The sequence below is a fragment of the Flavobacteriales bacterium genome (assembly GCA_021296215.1).
In the GTDB taxonomy this organism is placed as follows: Bacteria; Bacteroidota; Bacteroidia; order Flavobacteriales; family ECT2AJA-044; genus ECT2AJA-044.
Genome location: JAGWBA010000054.1, coordinates 1 through 17,997, shown reverse-complemented (window position 1 = coordinate 17,997; position 17,997 = coordinate 1). Strand labels below are relative to the sequence as shown.

16 protein-coding genes and 1 pseudogene are annotated in these 17,997 nt (G+C 46.3%); 10 read left to right on the top strand and 7 right to left on the bottom strand.

The window, feature by feature from the left end:
• Positions 1–349: 349 nt before the first annotated feature.
• Positions 350–916 (bottom strand): hypothetical protein, encoded by a 567-nt coding sequence (locus J4F31_09130; GenBank protein ID MCE2496719.1) that lies wholly within the window; start codon positions 914–916, stop codon positions 350–352.
• Between the two features lie 103 nt (positions 917–1,019).
• Positions 1,020–1,415, bottom strand: coding sequence for a hypothetical protein (locus J4F31_09125; protein MCE2496718.1), 396 nt, complete (start codon positions 1,413–1,415; stop codon positions 1,020–1,022).
• A 219-nt stretch (positions 1,416–1,634) separates the two neighbouring features.
• Between J4F31_09125 and J4F31_09120 the strand changes: the two genes are divergently transcribed.
• The 5 genes from J4F31_09120 to J4F31_09100 all read left to right on the top strand — a co-directional run bounded on the left by J4F31_09120 (position 1,635) and on the right by J4F31_09100 (position 8,096).
• The gene (locus J4F31_09120; GenBank protein MCE2496717.1) at positions 1,635–4,880 is read left to right on the top strand and encodes a glycosyl hydrolase; all 3,246 of its coding nucleotides are present in this window, start codon (positions 1,635–1,637) and stop codon (positions 4,878–4,880) included.
• A 64-nt stretch (positions 4,881–4,944) separates the two neighbouring features.
• Entirely contained in the window at positions 4,945–5,547 is a 603-nt protein-coding gene (locus J4F31_09115; GenBank protein ID MCE2496716.1) for a hypothetical protein, read from the top strand.
• 1 nt (position 5,548) lies between these two features.
• Positions 5,549–6,202, top strand: coding sequence for a 16S rRNA (uracil(1498)-N(3))-methyltransferase (locus J4F31_09110; GenBank protein ID MCE2496715.1), 654 nt, complete (start codon positions 5,549–5,551; stop codon positions 6,200–6,202).
• A gap of 135 nt (positions 6,203–6,337) precedes the next feature.
• Complete coding sequence (locus J4F31_09105; protein MCE2496714.1) at positions 6,338–7,000, top strand: DUF4159 domain-containing protein; 663 nt, start codon at positions 6,338–6,340, stop codon at positions 6,998–7,000.
• Position 7,001: 1 nt separating this feature from the next.
• Positions 7,002–8,096: an AI-2E family transporter gene (locus J4F31_09100; protein MCE2496713.1), complete on the top strand. Its 1,095-nt coding sequence runs from the start codon at positions 7,002–7,004 to the stop codon at positions 8,094–8,096.
• On the opposite strand, the gene J4F31_09095 is transcribed toward J4F31_09100, so the two are convergent.
• The 3 genes from J4F31_09095 to bcp all read right to left on the bottom strand — a co-directional run bounded on the left by J4F31_09095 (position 8,097) and on the right by bcp (position 10,675).
• The gene (locus tag J4F31_09095) at positions 8,097–9,107 is read right to left on the bottom strand and encodes a tetratricopeptide repeat protein (protein ID MCE2496712.1); all 1,011 of its coding nucleotides are present in this window, start codon (positions 9,105–9,107) and stop codon (positions 8,097–8,099) included. It abuts the gene before it with no gap.
• Positions 9,104–10,108, bottom strand: coding sequence for a recombinase RecA (recA, locus tag J4F31_09090; GenBank protein MCE2496711.1), 1,005 nt, complete (start codon positions 10,106–10,108; stop codon positions 9,104–9,106). Before recA ends, J4F31_09095 begins: the two co-directional genes overlap by 4 nt.
• A gap of 102 nt (positions 10,109–10,210) precedes the next feature.
• The gene (bcp, locus tag J4F31_09085; protein MCE2496710.1) at positions 10,211–10,675 is read right to left on the bottom strand and encodes a thioredoxin-dependent thiol peroxidase; all 465 of its coding nucleotides are present in this window, start codon (positions 10,673–10,675) and stop codon (positions 10,211–10,213) included.
• 113 nt (positions 10,676–10,788) lie between these two features.
• Between bcp and J4F31_09080 the strand changes: the two are divergent.
• From J4F31_09080 to J4F31_09065, 4 genes and pseudogenes are all read left to right on the top strand, one after another.
• A pseudogene (locus J4F31_09080) lies at positions 10,789–11,328 on the top strand (heme NO-binding domain-containing protein).
• On the top strand, positions 11,325–11,789 hold the full coding sequence (locus tag J4F31_09075; GenBank protein MCE2496709.1) for a hypothetical protein: 465 nt from the start codon (positions 11,325–11,327) through the stop codon (positions 11,787–11,789). The pseudogene J4F31_09080 and the gene J4F31_09075 overlap by 4 nt, the downstream one beginning before the upstream one ends.
• A gap of 12 nt (positions 11,790–11,801) precedes the next feature.
• Entirely contained in the window at positions 11,802–13,046 is a 1,245-nt protein-coding gene (locus J4F31_09070; protein ID MCE2496708.1) for a response regulator, read from the top strand.
• Positions 13,043–13,693 carry an endonuclease III gene (locus J4F31_09065; GenBank protein MCE2496707.1) on the top strand — a complete coding sequence of 217 codons (651 nt, stop codon included), beginning with the start codon at positions 13,043–13,045 and terminating at the stop codon, positions 13,691–13,693. The genes J4F31_09070 and J4F31_09065 overlap by 4 nt, the downstream gene beginning before the upstream one ends.
• Positions 13,694–13,745: 52 nt before the next feature.
• Here the strand turns inward: J4F31_09065 and J4F31_09060 are convergent, their stop codons facing one another.
• Positions 13,746–14,012: a hypothetical protein gene (locus tag J4F31_09060; GenBank protein ID MCE2496706.1), complete on the bottom strand. Its 267-nt coding sequence runs from the start codon at positions 14,010–14,012 to the stop codon at positions 13,746–13,748.
• Between the two features lie 102 nt (positions 14,013–14,114).
• Positions 14,115–14,702: a sigma-70 family RNA polymerase sigma factor gene (locus J4F31_09055; GenBank protein ID MCE2496705.1), complete on the bottom strand. Its 588-nt coding sequence runs from the start codon at positions 14,700–14,702 to the stop codon at positions 14,115–14,117.
• A gap of 250 nt (positions 14,703–14,952) precedes the next feature.
• Between J4F31_09055 and uvrA the strand changes: the two genes are divergently transcribed.
• Positions 14,953–17,751, top strand: a complete 2,799-nt coding sequence (gene uvrA / locus J4F31_09050; protein ID MCE2496704.1) for an excinuclease ABC subunit UvrA — start codon at positions 14,953–14,955, stop codon at positions 17,749–17,751.
• The last annotated feature ends 246 nt before the right edge of the window (positions 17,752–17,997 follow it).

The window sequence follows — 17,997 nt, the reverse complement described above, 5'->3', positions numbered from 1 at the left end:
CAAGAAAATAACTTGTTAAACCCAAAAACTCTGCTAAATTGATTGATAATTTCTGTCCAATTTATAGGGGGTCAATACACCTCCTCTGATTCAATGCACGAGAGTGGGGCTCGTGGCTTTTTAGGTTCGAATGTGCATTTACTGATTAAGAACTTTTGAGATCTTAAGGGTCGGCTAAAAAATAGAATCCCATCGGACCCATCTATTTTTTTATTTCCTCCGATGCTTATTCGTAGATCATCAGTTAATATCTCCGGATAGTATTTCTTTTGTTTCGCCCAGATTTGGTCAAACTCTTCACGGTACATACTGCGCTCTACATACCGGTTTCGCACTCTCTGAGAAGATCTTATATAAGATTCACCCCTGTGGGAAGAAGAGAGTTCAAATAATCGCCTAAAGTGGAATCTGCAGACTTTATGCCTTCACGCGTTGAAACGATACCTGGTTTTCCAGTCTTTTCCTCATTAGTTTTGTCTTCATCGAAAATTACGCTTGACTCCTGAGGGTCCTGAGACCTACTATTGCTTTGGAAACCTCTGCGCTGAACCATGTGATAAAAGACTCTGCCTAATTCCAACAATGAAATTTGCGTTTTTAAGGCTTTCGAACGGAATGTATATGGATTTAAATTTATCCAGTCCTTGTATTCAGGAGAGTTTGCTGGACACATTGCATTTGCTCTGAGTACCTTTTTCATCATGTTTCTCCTGAGCTTTCGTCGAAAATATTGACGCCTAGTCCCACGTGCCATACGACGAGATGCGTTTTTTGATAACTCACCTTCGCCATCTCCTAAATTCTCAACTCCTGCAGGGAATATTCTTACTCCTGTCCCTAGTATTTTCTTTTGCTCATCATCCACAATGGCCCACCCAATTGAATTCGTCCCTAAATCTAATCCTAGTATTTTCATGTTTTTTGTATCTTCGTTATGAAAATAATCGTTTTCAATCTTTTCACAATAAGGCTATATGCCGCAGGTGGAAACCTTGGCCTCTGCTTCGGTAGAGGCTTTTTTAGTCATTTTTTAAAGTACGCAATATCTCCTGAATCTCAGGGTCGGTGTCCTTGAACCACCGTTTTTGAATTTCAAGATCCTTCCCGTCACCTTCCGATCCTCTGGCATACACAACGTAATGTACCTTGGTTTGTGGATCGAGATAAACATCTTCGAAGAGAACTAAATCAACTCCATCCGACGTGAGCTCGTGATATGCTAAAATGATCTCTCTTTCTGAATCCATAAGGTCTTGACTTCCTGCTTTTAGCAGAGCCTGGATCTTCTCCTTACGAACTATTGGCAGTTCATCTTCTGAACTAAATGCACTTATTCCACAACCATAGCACGTCGTAAAGAATATATACCCCCCTCCATCGTACTCAGTGCCATCCTCATGACCAACGCGGAGCAAACACAGATTTGAATCAAAAACATTGCTCGAATCACATACCCCGTGTGTGTACACCGAGCTCCAATGAATCCAGTCACTCGCTGCAAGTAAAGCGTCTTGGCCAATAGCATTAATATCATAGTCCTCAATTTTGATTGAATGTAGTAATTATAACGAAAATCAAGTGTCGACGAGATAAGAAGTAAATCCCTTAAATTGCCCTTCCTGAAATTCCTAAACATGAAAAAAGTACTACTTCTATTCCTGAGCATTTCATTCTTAACGGCCTTTGCACAAGACGAAGAAAAACACTGGTACACATCAGGAGACCTTGGCGCATTTTCATTTCGCAACCTGGGACCAGCGCTAACTTCGGGTCGTATTTCGGACTTTGCCGTGAATCCGAACGACCGCGCGGAGTATTATGTAGCGGTTGCATCTGGTGGTGTATGGAAAACCACCAACGCTGGCACTACCTACAAGCCCATATTCAACAGCCAAGGATCATACTCCATAGGATGTGTTACCATGGACCCCAATAACTCCAATGTGATATGGGCAGGTACCGGAGAAAACAACAACCAGCGATCAGTGGCCTACGGCGATGGAGTTTATTTAAGTAAAGACGGCGGTAAGTCCTGGAAGAATAAAGGCCTCAAGAACTCAGAGCACATCGGTATGATCACCGTCGATCCCAGGAACAGCAATACGGTGTATGTGGCTGCCTACGGCCCACTTTGGAGCGCAGGTGGAGACCGAGGTGTATACAAAACAACCAATGGGGGTGAATCTTGGGAAAAGGTCCTCGACGTGAGCGAGCACACCGGGTTCAACGAGATTCAGCTCGACCCAAGGAATCCAGACATTCTATATGCTACGGCACATCAACGACGTCGTCATGTGTGGACTTATATTTCGGGCGGACCCGAATCGGCTATTTATAAGTCGGTAGACGGTGGCGCGGACTGGAAAAAATTGAAATCGGGGCTACCCACTGGTGACGTGGGGCGAATTGGAATGGCCGTAAGTCCCGCGGATCCGGATATCCTTTATGCGATCATTGAAGCTGCTTACGACGCAGGTGGATTCTTTCGTTCCACTGATCGTGGTGAGAGTTGGTCCAAGGTAAACGACCTGAGTACAAGTGGAAACTACTACCAAGAGCTCGTGCCCCATCCGACAGATGCTCAAACGGTGTATGTCATGAACACCTACGGCTTCGTTACTCGGGACGGAGGAAAGAATTTCGAGCGCACAGGCGAACGAAACAAACATGTAGACAATCACTGCCTCTGGATCGATCCCGAGGATGACGACTACTTGCTTGCCGGCTGTGATGGCGGTATCTACGAATCATTTGACGGGGCCAAAACCTGGAAATTCCACCCCAACTTGCCCGTTACTCAGTTCTATAAAGTTAGTCTCGATCGAGCAAAACCCTTCTACAACGTATATGGCGGAACCCAAGACAACTTCTCAATGGGAGGCCCATCGCGGACGATCAACCATGCCGGTATACCAAATGAGGACTGGTTTTTGACCAAAGGTGGTGACGGTTTTGAAACACAAGTCGATCCGACAGACCCAAATATAATTTACGCACAGAGCCAATACGGATACTTGGTTCGCTACGACCGCAAATCAGGTGAGCGAACCGATATAAAACCCATGCCTAAACCGGGAGAAGACGCACTCGTTTACAATTGGGACGCTCCATTGATCATTAGCCCGCACAGTCATACCCGCTTGTACTTTGGAGCAAATAAGCTTTTTAAAAGTGATGACCGCGGTCAGACTTGGCAAGCCATTAGTGACGACATGACCCGTAAGATCGACAGAAACACCCTCCCCGTAATGGATCGGGTTTGGAGTATTGATGCCGTAATGAAGAATAAGAGCACCAGTATTTATGGTGCATTGGTCGCCCTACATGAAAGCCCTGTGAAATCAGGTCTGCTCTATGCCGGTTCCGACGACGGCCTCGTGCACGTCACCGATAACGACGGTAAATCCTGGACGGTTCACAAAGAGTTTCCCGGCGTTCCTGATCGTACGTATGTGAATTACCTTCTCGCCTCTCAACACGACACAAATACGGTTTATGCGGTTTTCAACAATCACAAAAACGGAGATTTCAAGCCCTATGTGCTGAAATCAACCAACAAGGGGAAGAGCTGGACATCGATTGCTGCCAACCTGCCCGCCCGTGGCTCCGCGTACTGCATAGCTGAGGATCATGAAAACCCAAACATCTTATTCTGTGGAACGGAATTCGGTGCATATGTCACGCTCGATGGAGGAGCGCATTGGGTTCAAATGAAATCGGGATTGCCGACCATCGCCATTCGCGACATGGAAATTCAGCCCGAACACAATGATTTGGTTTTAGCCAGCTTTGGGCGGGGTTTCTACGTATTAGACGACTATTCTGCACTTCGCGAAATAAATAAAGACCTCATGAGCAACGAAGCTCACATTTTTGACATTCCCACTGCTTTGATGTACCGAGAAGCTTCACCCAATATTTATGGCAAAAATGGCTTCAAAGGTGAAACGTATTGGGCTGCAGACAATCCGCCATTCGGAGCCACCTTCACTTATTACGTGAAAGATGATTTGACGACCCGTGAGGCAGCCCGAAGAAAAAGAGAAGCCAAGCTCGCCAAGGATGGCAAGGATACTCCCTATCCCAATTACGCGGAACTGGTTGCCGAAGACACGGAAGAAGCCCCCTACCTTTTTTTCGACATCACAGATGAAAACGGAAATCTTGTGCGCCGCCTGCAGGCCGGTGCGCGAAAGGGTATACAGCGGATCACCTGGGATTTTGAGTACCGGTCTTTGGATCCCGTTTCTAATAAAGCCTCAAACAATTTCTACGAAGGTGGAAGTAGTTATCCTGCCGTTCCAGGGAAGTACTTCATAAGCATGCACCAAGTGGATACTTCAGGTGTAAGAACTCTCGTGGAACCACATGAATTCAGCTGTATCCCCCTCGGGAATACCTCTCTTCCCGAGGGGGATCGAAGTGCCCTTATGGCCTTCTATAACGATTTACGCGAACTCAGTCGAGTCGTGTACGGGGCTCGAAACGCTCGAGCTGAATTGGAGGACAAATGGGCTCATATAAGAGGCTTGATGCAACAGTCTACGTCCTTCAATACGGAGAACACCCAAAAGATGAACGACCTCAAGAATAGATTGCATACCATCGAAGTAAAACTCGATGGTGATCAGACCTTAACTAGTCGTGAATTTGCCGCACCTCCGGGTTTAACGAGTCGCTTAAGTACGACGGCTTATTACAGCTGGAATGCAAGTACTGAGCCAACTGCCCAGCAACTTGAGAATGCCCGGTATGTTCGTGAAGGGATTAAACCCGTTTTGGATGAGCTGCGAGCGATCGACGAGGAGTTGGGTGCCCTCTATGAAAGCATGGAAAGCGACAACCTCCCTCAAATTCCCGGACGAATTCCGCAATTATAGGATTAAAATGAAGCCTTCATTCAGAAGATTACGGGCGATTTTAAGAGAGCCCTACCTCCTGTTGTTGACGACAACGATCCTGGGCTTGTTGAGCATCGCTATTGCTGACCACACAAATGCCCAAGGTTGGGTATTTACCATAATCATCATGGCAATCCTGCTTTCAGGTGTTTATAGTCTGGATGCCAATCATCCAAATAACAGGCCGTGGGTAGCCTTTGGATTACTTGCCGCCATATCCCAGGGGGTCATGTTCTTTCAAATTCCCGGACACATTCGCATCTTTTTTGCACTCGTGGTCATCGTTTACTTTGGCCTATTGACTGTTAGAATGGTAACCCAAGTCGCCGGATCAAAACGGATAAACCTACACGTATTATTGGGTTCTATCAGCATCTATATTCTCGTAGGAATTTCCGCTGCACTCCTTTTTGTAGCAGTAGAAGTGTCGAACCCGGAAGCACTGTACTTCTCGTATACCAAAGACCCAAATTTGCACGATTTCATCTATTACTCGTTCGTTACCATGTCGACCCTGGGATATGGCGATGTAACTCCCAAGGCTCCGATTGCTCAATTTTCAGCCTATTCCTTGGCCTTGGTCGGACAGCTATACATGACCGTACTTGTGGCGTTCCTCGTCGGAAAATTCATTAGCGAAAAGTAATATGCCCGTATTTTACGCCCCCGAAATTTCTCCAGCGGCACCTACCTTACCGCCCGATGAAAGCCAGCATGCCACACGAGTACTTCGAATGAAGGAAAACGACGCGTTGGAAGTGGTCGATGGAAAAGGAAACCGATTCCTCGCGGAAATCAGCTCTATCAACCCGAAGCAGGTATCGCTCCGAATTATCGAAGTAAAGACCGAAAATAAACGTAGCGTCCACCTCCATTTGGCCATCGGACCCACAAAAAATCGGGATCGCATAGAGTGGTTGATCGAAAAGGCCGTAGAGATCGGCGTGGAAAAGATTACTCTGTTGCGAGCAGAACACAGCGAGCGCGCGAAGATCAACCTCGATCGTCTCCATCGAATAATGGTCGCTGCCATGAAACAATCGAAACGCAGCCACTTACCCGAATTGCACGATTTAATCGCGACGTCGCAATTCTGGCCGCAGGCCGAAGAAAAAGAAAAATACATTGCCCATTGCATCGAGGGGAATAAGAAAGGACTGAACGCCATTGACGGCTCCGATTGTGTCATCGCTATTGGGCCGGAGGGAGATTTTTCCGAACGCGAGATCGAAGGCACCCTTGCGGGCGGATTTGTACCTCTAGACCTTGGCGACATGCGTCTGCGTAAAGAAACGGCCTGACTCATTTCGTGCGCGGCTATTGCACTTAAGGGCATGTAACTGCGTTGATCTTTTCAGAAAGCTCATGGGATTTAATTCCTTGGACATTGTGAAGAAAGAATTTGAAGAGTTGATTCGTTAACCTAGGTTTGCCGTATGAAAAGATCGTTCTTACTTGTCGTATTCATAGCTGCTACATTGACAAGCCTTGGGCAAAACTTCAAGCTCGCCGTGGCGAAATATCGCGGTGGTGGCGATTGGTATGCGAACCCGAGCAGCTTAACCAACCTCATAGCATTTTGCAATGAGCAACTCGGAACTGATATCGCTCGAGAATACGAGACCGTAGAGGTCGGAAGTCCCGAATTATTCAATTACCCATACGTTCATATGACTGGGCACGGAAACGTCGTTTTTGACGCTCAAGAAGCCGAAAACCTGCGAAATTACCTTATCGGCGGAGGTTTTTTACATATTGACGACAATTACGGAATGGACCCTTATATCAGACCAGAGCTGAAAAAGGTATTTCCAGAACTCGAACTTGTTGAGCTCCCTTTCGATCATGCCATCTACCATCAGAGGTACGATTTTGACAGCGGTCTACCTAAAGTTCACGAGCACGACAACCTCCCTCCGCAGGGATTTGGGTTGATCTACGAGGGTCGATTGGTACTTTTTTACTCCTACGAAAGTGACCTCGGTGATGGCTGGGAGGGTCCGGAAGTTCATAACGATCGCCCGGAAGTTCGAGAACAAGCACTTCGTATGGGTGCTAACTTGATTCAATTCGTATTTTTAGGGGAAGAAACCCCTTAGCATGAATCAACGTACTCGTCAGATCATAGGCGGAATAAGCCTTATTTTGTTCCTCGCTCTTTTATGGTACGTACGGTCGCTGGTCGTATACTTCATCATTAGTGCGATATTGGCACTCATTGGTCGTCCATTAATGAACCACCTCAATAATGTTCGAATCCGAGATCGCCATTTGCCATCATGGGCTCGGGCGCTATTAGTTCTAGCGACTTTTATTCTGTTCATCGTAGGCTTATTCAGCCTATTGACTCCGTTGATCGCCCAAGGGGTTGAGATTATCTCGAATATTGAAATCAAAAAGATCTGGGAAGGCATTGAGCCACTGCGAAATGACGTGGTCGCTTTTCTTGAGCGTTACAACTTGGAATCGGACACTTTGAACGACCGAAGAATACTCGAGGCTCCTCTTTCAGAACTGCTTCAGGTAACAGATGTTTCTTCCGTCATGGGTGGTGTACTAGGCACCTTCAGTGGACTAATCGTGGCAATGTTCTCGATCTCGTTTATCACATTCTTCCTACTCAAAGACGAGTACATATTGACTCAAATCGCTTTTTCTCTTACCCCGGAAAAGCACATGGAGCCAATGAAACGAGTACTCTCGAATTCTCAACGATTGCTCTCACGCTATTGTATAGGGCTGCTGATCCAAATTAGCATTATTACCCTCCTGCTGACAATTGGTCTATCCATTATCGGGGTAAAGTATGCACTAACCATTGGGTTCTTTGCCGGAATCTTCAACTTGATCCCATATATCGGTCCTATAATTGGGGGCACGTTCGCTTTGTCTATGAGCCTGCTGCTCAATATCGAACTCGGGTTTGCCGACCACAGTGGCGTTCTAGCCCTACAGGTCATGGTGACCTTTATCATCGTTCAGCTTTTCGATAACATCGTTTCGCAACCCGTGATTTTCAGCAATTCAGTGCTAGCTCACCCTCTCGAGATTTTCTTGGTGATCTCCGTGGCCGGTACGATTGGTGGGGTTGTAGGAATGATAGTTGCCATTCCGCTTTACACGCTCATCAGAATCGTAGCAAAAGAATTCTTGACGGGATTCAAGGTGGTTCAAAACCTCACTACAAAACTCTGATCAGTTTCCGTAGTTCAATGTTTTTTCGACCCTTGCTAAACCTTCTTTGGCCGGTTGATAATCTACCTTCATGTTGAGGGCAGCTTCATAATCCGCTTTCGCTCGGCGCACATCACCCATCATTTCAAGGCAATAGGCCCGTCCGTAAAGTGCCTGATAAAAATCTTGCTTAACATTGAGTGCGTCGGTAAAATGGACAGCGCCTTGATTCCAAGAACTAAGAAGTACATTTATATACCCCATATTATAATGACTATTATAATGACTGGGGGCGATTTGAACAGCCGCAGCATATGCCTCCAGAGCCCTGTTCCACTCTTCGCGTTCTTGGTGGTACACACCTAGGTTATAATAGGTGTTCGGCTCATTCGGCCGAAGCTCTATAGCCTTCTTGTAATAAACCACGGCCAATGAATCATCTTTGGCCGCATATACCACTCCTAATTGCTCATATGCATCGAAGTAAGCAGGGTCGGCGTCAATAGCCGATTGAATAAACTTGATCGCATTGGCTGTATCGCCCATTTCCTTGAAGACATTACCTTTGAGAAATAGAGCATTCGCATTTCTTCCTTCAATCAGGAGAACTTCGTTAAGCCGGTCCAAGGCCGGCTTGTAATTGCGAACCGCAAAATACAATTCGGCTAATTTCAGCCTGCAGCCGACATTGTTTTCATCGATCTCGGCACAGCGGGTCCAGACGTCGCGAGACTTTCTCGTTTGATTCAAAACAAAGAAGACATCTCCAAACGATTCGAGTACATACGTATCATTCGAATCGAGTCGAATGGCCTTGTTCGCTGCCAACTGAGATTTCTTCAGATCCCTTTCTTGCAGCTCAAGCAAAGCCAGGCGCGCAAGAGCTCGAGCATCGGTCGAGTCATTTTTCAATACTCGCCGGAGGCTGTCATTGGAACTCAGTTCAACGGCACTCTCCTTTTCATTGCTCGCTTCTTGAGCACAGCTAAAGAAGAAAACCACAGCGAAAATTAAAAGGCCAACACGAATCATACGTCCTGGTTTATGATCTCTCGGATCTTTCCTTCTATTTCCTCAGAAAGTTCGGGGTTGTCGAGTAATATATTTTTAACAGCATCGCGCCCTTGACCTAACTTGGTATCACCATAGCTATACCACGATCCGCTTTTTTGGAGTACGTTGTGGTCAACTCCAAGGTCCACAATTTCACCGACCTTTGATATTCCAACACCATACATGATATCGAATTCGGCTTGCTTGAAAGGAGGGGCGACTTTGTTCTTCACTACTTTTACTCGAGCTCGGTTTCCAGTCACACTATCGGTATCCTTTATTTGACCAATTCGGCGAATATCGAGACGCACAGAAGAATAAAACTTCAGGGCATTTCCTCCCGTAGTGGTCTCGGGGTTTCCGAACATGACACCGATTTTTTCCCTGAGCTGGTTAATGAAAATACAACAGCAACCAGTTCTACTAATGGTTCCCGTCAGCTTTCTCAATGCTTGGGACATCAAACGAGCCTGGAGACCTACTTTAGAGTCCCCCATCTCACCTTCAATCTCGCTTTTTGGAGTGAGTGCTGCGACTGAGTCAATGACGATAATATCAATCGCACCAGAGCGAATAAGGTTGTCAGCGATCTCCAATGCCTGCTCACCGTTATCGGGTTGTGCTACGTATAAGTTGTCAATATCGACACCCAACTTTTCCGCGTAAAAGCGATCAAAAGCATGTTCCGCATCAATAAAGGCCGCAATACCTCCTTGCTTTTGTGCTTCGGCAATTGCGTGTAGAGTAAGCGTTGTTTTTCCGGAAGACTCAGGCCCATAGATTTCTACTACACGACCTCTAGGATAACCACCAATTCCTAAAGCGATATCAAGGCTCAATGATCCCGAAGGAATGGCGTCAACATTCTCTACTGCAGAGTCGCCCATCTTCATGACAGCTCCCTTTCCGTAGGTCTTATCGAGTTTGTCCATCGTCAGTTTCAAGGCCTTGAGTTTCGCGGCTTTTTCTTTCTCGTCCATAATATTGTTCTATCCTAGTTTTTGTCAATCATTTGCAACCAAATATAGACCTTGTCGGGGCCACGGGCAACGCTATGTAGGGTCGTTTTTTGAATAATTTATTCACGATTCATAGGCTTCTAGAATTTGCTCTGCATGAGCCTTAGTTTTGACCTTTTCTATGATTTGATCGATTTTACCTTGCTCGTCTATTACGAAGGTCTTTCTAATGATTCCTTCGAACTCCCTGCCCATGAATTTCTTTAAACCCCAGGCGCCATAGGACTCGATGATCTCTCTTTCAGTGTCCGCGATAAGCTGAAAAGGAAGATCATATTTTTCAATAAAATTAGAGTGTTTCTTTTGCGTATCCGCGCTCACGCCCAACACGACGAATCCCTCCTCCTTCAGTAAATCGTGATGGTCGCGCAGATTGCAAGCCTCAGCCGTACATCCGGGTGTATTGTCCTTTGGATAAAAATACAACACCACCTTTTTGCCCTGAAGTGCCCTCAGCTGTAGCGTTTCGCCGTTTTGGTCAATTCCTTCGAATAAGGGCGCCTTATCCCCAACCTTTAATTCACTCATAATTATTTACTTTTTGTACATCATTACGCCAATCCCACCTGATTGTTCAAAAGCTCAAAATGGTAAGCCACAAGCTATTTTTCGTAATTTAACAAGGCTTAAATGTACCCTAAATGAAAGGAATTGTTTTTTCGGAATTCATGGAACTGGTTGAAGAGAAGTTCGGATTAGAAACTGTTGATCACTTAATCGAAAGCACTGATCTAGCAAGTGGCGGAGCGTATACTTGAGTAGGCATCTATCCTCACGAGGAAATGGTTGCACTTGTTGTGGCCCTAAGTAAATCCTCTAATATTCCGGTGCCCGATCTTTTGAGAGTCTTCGGACATCATCTTTTTCGCACATTCAGAAAAAGCTATTCTGTTTTCTTTGAAGGGGTAGAACACCCGTATGATTTGCTTGAACAAATCGACAATCACATTCATGTGGAAGTAAAGAAACTCCATCCGGATGCCGAGCTACCGAGATTTGAAACAAAACGAGATGGTAAAGTCTTGGAAATGACTAATTCTTCCGAGCGAAAACTATCAGACATGGCCCTCGGCCTTATCGAGGCATCTGCAGAGCATTACAACAGGGAAATTGAGATCGAAACGGAAACAGTTAAGAAAGACGGATCGATCGTATTGATACGACTCACTGACCGCTCTTGATCACGGAAAACGAAATATTAAAAAAAGCACTCGAACGAGAGCGCCGGGCGAGAAAACAAGCAGAGGCATTTCTCGAAGAGCGATCCCATGAACTATATAGCGCCAATCAGGAGCTCACTCAACTTAATAAGAACCTTGAATCCAAAGTTAAAGAAAGGACCGAGGAGCTTCAAAAACAAAAGGATTTCTACGAGGCCATCTTGAATAACATCCCGGCTGATGTGGTTGTGGCCGATGCTAATCATAAGTACTTGTTCGTAACCCCAATGGCAGTAAAAGACCCGGAGACCCGCAAATGGCTCATCGGCAAGGATGACTTCGATTATTGCGAACACAGAAACAAACCTATTTCAATTGCCGAAGAGCGAAGACACTTTTTCAATACCGTCCAGAAAGCCAGAAAAATGGTCGAATGGAAGGAAGAGTTGGATGGCCCAAATGGAAAAGAGTACCATTTATGACGTTGGTTCCCATTGGTCGAAAACGATCAGGTCATCATGTTCATCGGATATGCACTTGATATAACCGAAACGGTAGCGTCTCGTAAAGAGCTAATCGAGGCAAGAGATATCGCTCAAAAGGCAACCTTGGCTAAGAGTGAATTCCTTTCTAAAATGAGTCATGAGATTCGAACTCCTCTGAACGCCATCATTGGGTTAACGGACATTCTGTTGCAAGAATCTTTAGCCGAGGAGCAAGAGCATTACGTCCAGTCGATGAAGTATTCGGCCGACAATCTTCTTGGTATCATCAATGAGGTTTTGGATTTCTCAAAGATCGAAGCCGGAAAACTAACCTTCGAAAAAATTCCATTCGGCCTTCGCCGCGCATTTAAAGGTATCCGCCAGACCTTTGAATTCCGTTTGAATGAACTCGGAATTGACCTCATTTCCGAAATCGCCGAGGATATCCCAGATTCGATTAAAGGAGACCGAATGAAGCTGAATCAAATCTTTTTGAACCTCGTAGGAAACGCAGTGAAATTCACGGAAAAGGGCTTCATCCGTATTTCGGCATTTTTAAGTCGCGAGGAGGACGGACTACTCTGGGTTGACTTCCGGGTCAAAGACACAGGTGTTGGAATTAACGCGGACCGTCTCGATCAAATATTCGATGGGTTTGAACAAGAGGGAAGTGATACAACGCGAAAGTATGGCGGAACAGGGCTAGGACTCACCATTATCAAGAGGTTCATCGAAGGTCAGGGCGGTTCCATAAAAGTGAAAAGCGAAAAAGGAAAGGGAACCGAATTCAATTTTTCCATTCCCTTTGAGAAGGTTTCCCCGGAAGAATCCTCTCAAAACGGACAACATTGGTCCGAATCAACTCCGTTGCGACATTTTAACTTACTCCTTGCTGAGGACAACATCATGAATCAATTGGTATTAAAGAAGGTTCTTGAAAAGTGGGATCATAACGTCAAGCTCGTGACCAATGGAGAAGAAGCGCTTGCCGAAATGGAAACCAATGAATACGATTTGGTTTTAATGGATATTCAAATGCCCATCAAGGATGGTATTGAAACCATCAAGGAATGGCGAAAGAAAGAACCCCAACTGAAAAAGGAACATTTACCGGTAGTTGCCCTTACGGCTGATGCATTTAGCGAGTCGCGAAATCAAGCTTTGGGGGCGGGAATGGACGATTTTCTTTCGAAGCCCATCGACGTTTCCGAACTTCGAAGAATTCTCTACAAATTCATTGGCACAAAAAAATGACGAAAGCTGAAAAGGTCAATTACCTGATCACAGAACTCGATAAACTCTTTCCAGAAACTCCCGTTCCCCTCGACCATAGAGCCCCTTATACCCTCTTGGTTGCAGTTTTACTATCTGCTCAATGTACCGATGAGCGAGTTAATAAAGTGACACCCTATCTTTTTGAGCGAGCAGCTGACCCTTATCAAATGTCCCTTGTTCCTGTCGAAGAGATCAGAGAGATCATTAAACCCTGCGGACTTTCACCAACGAAGTCAAAGGCCATTAGTAGTTTGTCGAACATCTTGGTTGAGGAGTATAAAGGAGAAGTTCCGGCCGATCTCGAAAAACTGGAGTCCTTACCCGGCGTAGGACACAAGACCGCTCAGGTTGTAATGGCCCAGAGTTTCGGAGTTCCAAGTTTTCCAGTTGATACGCATATTCACCGATTGATGTGGAGGTGGGGACTCTCGAACGGTAAAAGTGTTCACCAGACCGAAAAGGACGCTAAAAGACTATTCCCAAAGGAACAGTGGAACACTTTACATCTGCAGATCATTTTTTACGGTCGGCAATACGGCCCGGCACGAGGATTCAAACCGGAGCGTGATTATATCACTGCGGCGATCGGCCGAAAGGAATTCCTCAGAAAGAATGGGTACGAATAAAAAAGTGACCTCGAGGGCCACTTTTCCCTTTGTTAATTTCAATTCTCAACCTTTAGTTGAGAACCATTTCAGCTTGGCTTCCGTCCGAAAGTTTCGAAACGTGATAAGCTTTGCTGAATGACAGAATGTTCTGAATTGTCCGATCGGACGGACGTACTTCAACTTCGTTCAAAAGCTCCTTACTTTCATTAATCATCACCAACTCGTCGCGCAGGTAAGGGTCTTGTTCACAGAGAGTTTCCGCCTCTCGGCGGTCGTTTTCACTCAACTCTCCATAAGAATATTGCAATAAAAAATCGGGAGTAAAGGTTTTAGCCATACGGGGTTAGTTGGGTTAAACTTCCCCTTTAAAACGGCGTCATATATCCTTTATTTTATCCTTTGAGACTTTTTTTCAGAACCCCCATACAACCAAATTGAATTAGCTCAGAGTAAGGTTCATATGGTGCTCGGCAATGAGCTTTCGCAAATTGATCAAGGCATATCTCATACGACCCAATGCCGTATTGATGCTCACACCCGTTTGCTCGGCAATGTCCTTGAAACTCATTTCGGCATAATGACGCATGATCAACACCTCTTTTTGCTCCGGAGGCAATTGCTGAATGAGTTTGCGTACATCTTGAATGATCTGATCCTTGATGATCTGATTTTCGGCACTTAGTCCCGAATCGGCGATCACATCGAATATATCGAAGTCCTCCGTGGTCTCCATCATCGGCATCCGCTTGTTGCGACGGAAATGGTCAATAATTAAGTTGTGCGAAATGCGCAACACCCACGGCAAGAACTTACCTTCCTCGTTGTACTTACCTTCCTTCAAAGTCTTAATGACCTTGATGAAGGCATCTTGAAATAAATCTTCGGCTAAATCCTGGTCATGAACTCTTGTCAATATGTAAGCGTAGATACGCTGACGGTGACGTACGACCAATTCTTCTAGCGCTTTTTCGTTTCCGCATTGGTACATTTTGACCAACGCAGAATCTTCACACTGCTTCAAGTGCATAGTTTACCTAGTTTTGGTTCTTCTCAAAATCTGCTTCAAAAAGCTCTATCAGCTCCCAAAAACAAAAAGTAAACGTGTAGTATAAGCGACTAAAAGGTTAGAATTAAACAAGTACTGATCTCGGAGTCTAAGGGTCAAATATAGAATTATTTTAATTCAACACAACTTTTAAACCCCTAATTTTGCGCTTCGTCAAGCGAATGAACGCTTCCGATTCAACGGTGTTACTGAAAAAACCGTACCATTTTTTATGACCGAGGACATCGAATCGTATAGCCCAAAAGAGAATATCCTGATCAAGGGCGCCCGACTACACAACCTCAAGAATATAGACGTTGTGATACCCCGAAACCGTTTGGTCGTCGTGACCGGGCTTTCGGGATCCGGAAAATCCTCCCTTGCCTTTGACACACTCTACGCCGAAGGTCAACGCCGATATGTCGAAAGCCTCTCGAGCTATGCACGCCAATTCCTCGGGCGTCTCAATAAACCCGAAGTCGAGTATATCAAAGGCATTGCGCCTGCCATCGCGATCGAGCAAAAGGTCAATACTCGTAATCCGAGGTCCACGGTCGGAACCTCAACCGAGATCTACGACTACCTCAAACTCCTCTACGCCCGTGTCGGACGTACCATTTCGCCCGCCAGCGGCCAAGAAGTACAGCGTCACACCGTTACCGATGTCGTTAACGCTGTCGCTAAACTCGCCGACGGCGCGCGTATTATGATCCTTGCGCCAGTGCACCTCCACGCCGAGCGAACTACCATTGAGCAGCTGAAGGTGCTGCAGCAGCAAGGTTTTTCTCGCCTGCGGCGCGATAGGCAAGTCGAGCGCATCGATGATCTCTTGGCCGAGCCGATTGAACTCGACTGGAACTCCACCTTCCTCGTCATAGATCGACTATCCGCCCGAGCCGGTGATGAAGACACCCAAACCCGACTGGCCGACTCCATCCAGACCGCATTCTACGAAGGTAACGGGATCTGCGTCATTGAAAATGCCGACCATGGAACGCTGCATGAGTTCAGCAACCGCTTCGAACTCGATGGTATGAAATTCGACGAACCGTCCGAACACCTCTTCAGCTTCAACAACCCCTACGGCGCCTGTCCAAAATGCGAGGGATATGGGAGTATCATCGGAATTGACGAAGACCTCGTGATCCCGAACAAATCGCTCAGCATTTACGATGATGCGGTCGTATGCTGGAAAGGCGATAAAATGCAGGAATACAAAAACGACTTGGTGATGAATGCGGCCAAGTTCGATTTCCCGATACATCGCCCCTATTTCCAGCTTTCCGAAGACGAAAAGGAATTGCTGTGGGAGGGTAACGAGCATTTCATGGGTATCAACGAGTTTTTCGAATACCTCGAATCGAAAAGCTATAAGATCCAATACCGCGTTATGCTGAGTCGCTACCGCGGAAAAACGCGTTGTACCACTTGCAAAGGCCGTCGACTTCGCAAAGAAGCGAGCTACGTTAAAGTGGGCGGGCATCGCATCACCGATTTGGTCGAAATGCCCATAGGCGAACTGCAACCCCTTGTGGAAAACATCGAGCTCAATGCATATGAGCAGGATGTCTCTAAACGTATTTTGATCGAGATCACCAGCCGATTGCGCTTTCTCAATCAAGTGGGGCTGGATTACCTCACCCTCAACCGTCGAAGTTCTACCTTGTCGGGCGGAGAATCACAGCGAATCAATTTGGCGACCTCACTTGGCTCTTCACTCGTCGGCTCCATGTACATTCTCGACGAGCCTTCGATCGGGCTCCACAGCAAGGACACCGAACGACTTATTGAAGTGTTGAAAAGCCTTCGCGACCTGGGAAATACCGTGATCGTAGTCGAACACGACGAAGATATCATGAAAGCGGCCGACCTGCTCATCGACATTGGTCCCATGGCCGGAACCTTGGGCGGCGAACTCATTTTCTGGGGAACGCACGAAGACTTAAAGAGCGATCAAACAAGCCTAACGGGACAATACCTATACGGGAAACGGGAAATCCCTGTGCCTACGGCACGAAGGGGAAATCGCAACTGGGTAGAACTCTCCGGTTGCCGCGAAAACAACCTGCAAAACATCAGCACACGTATTCCTCTGGAGGTCCTTACGGTCATTTCCGGGGTCAGCGGCTCCGGGAAGAGCACCTTGATCAAGGATATTCTATATCCTGCCCTGAGGAAACGCCTTGGTGGCTATGCCGGGCGTACCGGTGAATTCGACGGACTCGGCGGAAGCGTGGATCAGATGACCGATGTGGAATTCGTCGATCAAAACCCCATTGGAAAAAGCAGCCGATCGAACCCAGTGACCTACGTCAAGGCCTACGACGAAATTCGCTCTTTGTTTGCATCGAACAAACTCAGCAAAAATCGAGGTTACAAGGCAAAGCACTTCAGCTTCAATGTAGAGGGCGGACGGTGCGCCAACTGCGAGGGCGAGGGCGAAGTACAGATCGAAATGCAGTTCATGGCCGATGTACACCTCACTTGTGAAGTATGCAAGGGTCAGCGATTTAAAGACGAGATCCTGGAGGTCAAGGTCGATGGAAAAAATATTTTCGGCGTGCTGGAAATGACCATCGATGAGGCCATCCAGTTCTTTTCGGAACACAATCACCAAAAGATCGCAGATAAGCTTCAGCCCCTGCAAGATGTGGGACTCGGCTATATTCACCTCGGACAGAGTTCATCTACACTCTCGGGCGGAGAAGCTCAACGGGTCAAGTTGGCCAGCTTCTTGGGCCGTGGAAGCAATCAAGGACACACCCTTTTCATCTTCGACGAACCTACTGCCGGACTCCACTTTCACGACATCCTCAAACTACTCGATAGCTTCAACGCACTGATAGCAAAAGGACACAGCATTCTGATCATCGAGCATAACCTCGATATCATTAAATGCGCCGATTGGATCATAGACCTCGGCCCCGAGGGCGGAAAACGCGGTGGAACCGTTGTTTTTGAAGGAACTCCAGAAGCCTTGGTTGAGGCCGGAGTTGGGTTCACCTCCGAGTTTCTAAGGGAGAAACTTTAGAGTTCTTAGTTTTGAGTTCTAAGTTATTCGATACGGACTCTGTTGTAAAACCTTCTTCGATGCGAACTTTATCGCATGAATACAGGTAGAGTTTCAGAGAAATCTTTTGCTTTTTCAATAGCGGTTATAAAATTTTATGTTCACGCCAAAAAGCGACGAGAGTTTGTCCGGATCAGGTCTTTTTTATGGGGAGTAGCAGGATCAGGCGAATACTTTTTGGAGTCTATAGAGGAACAGTTTCGTATC

What these genes read in the sequence shown, in the direction of transcription:
- J4F31_09130 (MCE2496719.1), bottom strand. Translation starts at nt 916, where the DNA reads ATGAAAATACTAGGATTAGATTTAGGGACGAATTCAATTGGGTGGGCC.
- J4F31_09120 (MCE2496717.1), top strand. Translation starts at nt 1,635, where the DNA reads ATGAAAAAAGTACTACTTCTATTCCTGAGCATTTCATTCTTAACGGCC.
- J4F31_09110 (MCE2496715.1), top strand. Translation starts at nt 5,549, where the DNA reads ATGCCCGTATTTTACGCCCCCGAAATTTCTCCAGCGGCACCTACCTTA.
- J4F31_09105 (MCE2496714.1), top strand. Translation starts at nt 6,338, where the DNA reads ATGAAAAGATCGTTCTTACTTGTCGTATTCATAGCTGCTACATTGACA.
- J4F31_09100 (MCE2496713.1), top strand. Translation starts at nt 7,002, where the DNA reads ATGAATCAACGTACTCGTCAGATCATAGGCGGAATAAGCCTTATTTTG.
- J4F31_09095 (MCE2496712.1), bottom strand. Translation starts at nt 9,107, where the DNA reads ATGATTCGTGTTGGCCTTTTAATTTTCGCTGTGGTTTTCTTCTTTAGC.
- recA (MCE2496711.1), bottom strand. Translation starts at nt 10,108, where the DNA reads ATGGACGAGAAAGAAAAAGCCGCGAAACTCAAGGCCTTGAAACTGACG.
- bcp (MCE2496710.1), bottom strand. Translation starts at nt 10,675, where the DNA reads ATGAGTGAATTAAAGGTTGGGGATAAGGCGCCCTTATTCGAAGGAATT.
- J4F31_09065 (MCE2496707.1), top strand. Translation starts at nt 13,043, where the DNA reads ATGACGAAAGCTGAAAAGGTCAATTACCTGATCACAGAACTCGATAAA.
- J4F31_09060 (MCE2496706.1), bottom strand. Translation starts at nt 14,012, where the DNA reads ATGGCTAAAACCTTTACTCCCGATTTTTTATTGCAATATTCTTATGGA.
- J4F31_09055 (MCE2496705.1), bottom strand. Translation starts at nt 14,702, where the DNA reads ATGCACTTGAAGCAGTGTGAAGATTCTGCGTTGGTCAAAATGTACCAA.
- uvrA (MCE2496704.1), top strand. Translation starts at nt 14,953, where the DNA reads ATGACCGAGGACATCGAATCGTATAGCCCAAAAGAGAATATCCTGATC.